At 71.2% G+C, this 3,400-nt stretch carries 4 protein-coding genes; 2 read left to right on the top strand and 2 right to left on the bottom strand.

Going from position 1 to position 3,400, the window contains the following annotated elements; genetic code table 11:
• Both Q2100_RS30430 and Q2100_RS30425 read left to right on the top strand, forming a co-directional pair.
• Positions 1-859: DUF4328 domain-containing protein (locus Q2100_RS30430; RefSeq protein WP_302917011.1), on the top strand; the 859-nt coding region annotated here is incomplete at its 5' end.
• A gap of 25 nt (positions 860-884) precedes the next feature.
• On the top strand, positions 885-1,727 hold the full coding sequence (locus tag Q2100_RS30425; RefSeq protein ID WP_264015682.1) for a glycerophosphodiester phosphodiesterase: 843 nt from the start codon (positions 885-887) through the stop codon (positions 1,725-1,727).
• A gap of 1 nt (position 1,728) precedes the next feature.
• Here the strand turns inward: Q2100_RS30425 and Q2100_RS30420 are convergent, their stop codons facing one another.
• A complete protein-coding gene (locus Q2100_RS30420) occupies positions 1,729-2,274 on the bottom strand; it encodes a ferritin (protein WP_269895887.1) in 546 nt (181 codons plus the stop codon).
• Positions 2,275-2,405: 131 nt separating this feature from the next.
• The coding region (locus Q2100_RS30415; RefSeq protein ID WP_302917010.1) for an LCP family protein at positions 2,406-3,400 on the bottom strand (995 nt) is incomplete at its 5' end.

Genomic DNA, 3,400 nt, shown 5'->3' with positions numbered 1-3,400 from the left:
GAAGATTCCCCCGGGCTACCGCTGGATCGCGGTGCGACCCGGCGCGCCGCCGCAGCAGCGCCGCAGGCGCGGACCCCTGGGCCCCACGCCGCGCTACACCACCATTCCGCCGTGGGGGCTGGTCGAGTACTTCCCGCCCGATGAGCAGCAGGACGAGCGCACCCACGCCGGGCCCTCCGTGCGCGCGGTGCGCCGCCTGCTCACCGCGACGACGATCGCCTTCGGCGTCGCCGCGTTCATGCTGCTCATGCGGTATGTCCTGCTGCTGGTCAACCGCGGCATGCTGCTCAACCCGTGGCTGGCCGACGGCGTGACCTGGCTCGGCATCGTGGCGGCAGTGGTCGCCTTCTTCCTGCTGCTGGCGCTGGCGATCGTGCTGTCGAACTGGCTGATCGCCCGCCGGGCGGCGGCCTTCGCCCACCGCGGCCAGACGGATCCCCGGCCGGCGTGGGCGCTGCGCTGGGGATGCCTGCTGCCGTTCGTGAACCTGGTCTGGGCGCCGGTGTTCGTCTACGAGCTGGCCCGGATCGAGAGCCGCGTCAGCCTGATGCGGCGGCCCCTGCTGGTGTGGACGATCCTGTGGATGCTGTGCACGATCCTGTCCGTCGCCGCGTTCGCGACGAGCTTTCCCGACACCCCGCAGGGCGTCGCCGACAACACGGTCACCACGACGGTCGCCTACCTGCTGTCCGTGGCGGTTCTGCTGCTGACGAGGCGGATCTACCTGGGCTTCGAGCGCGCTCCGGTGGAGCGGGCGGCCCGACGCTGGGTGCTGGTCCCCGACGACCGGACGGCGCAGTCCGACGCCCGGCCGGAAGAGGAGCGGATACCCGAATCGGCCGTTGCGGTTGAGACCTGAGGGCAGCACCCGGCAGCATAGCCCTATGGATTCGGGCGATGCCGGAACCGCCGGGGCGGCGGAGTCCGGTCCGGCGCTCGGTGGACACCCGTTCGTGGTGGCCCACCGGGGTGCCTCCGCCGACCGCCCGGAGCACACGCTGGCGGCCTACGACCTGGCGCTGCGGGAGGGTGCCGACGGTGTGGAATGCGACGTTCGGCTGACCCGCGACGGTCATCTGGTGTGCGTGCACGACCGCCGGGTGGACCGCACGTCCTCGGGCAGCGGGCTGGTCAGCGAGATGACACTGGCGCAACTGCGTGAGCTCGACTTCGGGTCGTGGCACGCCGGTGGCGCGAACGGCGACGCCGGGCTGCTGACCCTCGACGACCTCGTCCGCCTGGTGCTGGACTGGCACCGGCCGGTCAAGATGTTCATCGAGACCAAGCACCCGGTGCGCTACGGCGCTCTGGTGGAGAGCAAGGTGCTGGCGCTGCTGCACCGCTACGGCATCGCCGCGCCGGCGTCGGCGGATCTGTCGCGCGCGGTGGTCATGTCGTTCTCCGCGGCGGCGGTGTGGCGGATCCGGCGGGCGGCGCCGCTGCTGCCCACCGTGCTGCTCGGGGAGACGTCGCGCTATCTGGGTGGCAGCGCGGCCACCACGGTCGGCGCGACGGCGGTGGGGCCGTCGATCGCGACGCTGCGCGAGCACCCCGAACTCGTGGACCGTGCGGCGGCGCAGGGCCGCGCGCTGTACTGCTGGACCGTGGATCACTACGAGGACGTGCAGTACTGCCGCGACCTGGGGGTCGCGTGGGTGGCGACGAACCACCCCGGCCGGACCAAGGACTGGTTGCAGAACGGTCTGACCGGGGCGGAACGGGACTGATCTACAGGTTGCCGCCGGCGGCGCGGGGCGCGGTCGGATCGGCGGCGGGCACGCTGATCTCGCGGGCCACGAAGTCCTCGAGGTGGAACAGGTCGGTGCCGGCCCGGTCGGCGATGCGCACCAGGGTGGTCATCGTGGCGACCTCCTCGACCTGCTCCTTGAGGAACCACTGCATGAACTGCTCGCCGAGGTAGTCGCCCTCGTCGCGGGCGACGCTCGCCAGCCGGGAGATCTGCTCGGTGACGGCACGCTCCTGGTCGAGCGCCAGCTTGAGCGCGTCGCGCGGGGTGTCGAAGCGGTTGCACACGGCGTCGACGCCCGGGATCGCCACGTCGACGTCGCGGTCGAGCAGGTACTGCACCAGCATCATGGCGTGGTTGCGCTCCTCGACGGCCTGGCCGTAGAAGTGCTTCGCCAGCTGCGGCAGGTCGGCGCCGTCGAAGTGCACCGCGATGGCGATGTATTGCTGGGCGGCGGTGAACTCGCTGCGCACCTGGTCCGTGAGGAGCTCGTGGAACTTGGTGTCGAGTGCGCTGTCATTGCTCATGGAAGCGATGATATAGCAGGTCAGAGGGGGTTGTCAGCAAAGGTCTGCCTTATTGAGGCGAGGTTTCCCTAAGTGCTGTGGCCGCAGTCACGCAATCTCGGTATCGTTTGCTGAGGGTCGCCTAACCGAACTCACGGCTGCGTGTCGATGGTGTCGGCGGGGATCGGAGCGTCGGTGGCGAGGGCCTCGAAGAGCCGGCTCGCCGCTTCGCTGTTCCACACCACGACGGCACCGGAGTCGCTGCCGGTGAACTCGCCGATGGGCACCGTCGTCGTCGTGACGTCGCCGCGCAGCGCCCACGCCAGCCTCGCCAGATCCCACACGTGCGCGCCCTCGTCGACCGCCACTGCGCCACCCGCCGCATGAACCAGGGGATACCACCGCAGCGGGTTCAGCAGCACCGAGGGGCTGGCGGCGCGGTGCAGCAGCGCCGACATGAAGGCGCGCTGATTGGTCATCCGGTCGAGGTCGGCGCGCGGGGTGGCACGGGTGCGCACATAGCCGAGCGCATTGCGGCCGTCGAGCTCCTGACAGCCCGCGGGCAGGCTGATGCCGGCCAGCGGATCGTCGATCGGCTCGGGCGGGCACATCGTCACGCCGCCGACCGCGTCGACGGCCTCGGCGAATCCGTCGAAGCCGATCTCGCCGTAGTGGTCCAGCCGCAGCCCGGTCGCCTGTTCGACCGTCTGCGCCAGCAGCGGCGCGCCACCGATCGAGAAGGCGGCGTTGATCTTGTCCTCGCCGTAGCCGGGGATGGGCACGTAGGAGTCGCGTGGGATGGACACCATCGTGGTCGGCGCGTTCGAGAGCAGGCCGGGGACGTGGACGAGCAGGATGGTGTCCGTTCGGCCGACCCCGATGTCGCCGCCCGTCGCCAGCTCGGCCTGTTGCTCGGGGGAGAGGTGCTGGCGGCTGTCCGAGCCGACGAGCAGCCAGGTGGTGCCGCGCCCGGCGGCGGGCCGGTCGGGGTAGTTCGACAGCGCCGGGATCCGGTGCAGCGAGGTGTCGATCCACACGGCGGCGCCCACCAGCGCGAGCACCGCGACCAGCAGCAGTGAGCCGATGATCCGGCCCCAGCGTCGGCGCCGCCGGGGCTTCGCCACGGGTGCGGGCTGCCGCGGGGGCG

Source organism: Mycolicibacterium arseniciresistens (genome assembly GCF_030519285.1).
Taxonomy (GTDB): domain Bacteria; phylum Actinomycetota; class Actinomycetes; order Mycobacteriales; family Mycobacteriaceae; genus Mycobacterium; species Mycobacterium arseniciresistens.
Note: the sequence above shows the minus strand (reverse complement) of the source record. Positions and strands in the feature narration are given on the sequence as shown.

Coding starts and splice junctions, on each gene's coding strand:
- Q2100_RS30425 (WP_264015682.1), top strand. CDS start 885: ATGGATTCGGGCGATGCCGGAACCGCCGGGGCGGCGGAGTCCGGTCCG.
- Q2100_RS30420 (WP_269895887.1), bottom strand. CDS start 2,274: ATGAGCAATGACAGCGCACTCGACACCAAGTTCCACGAGCTCCTCACG.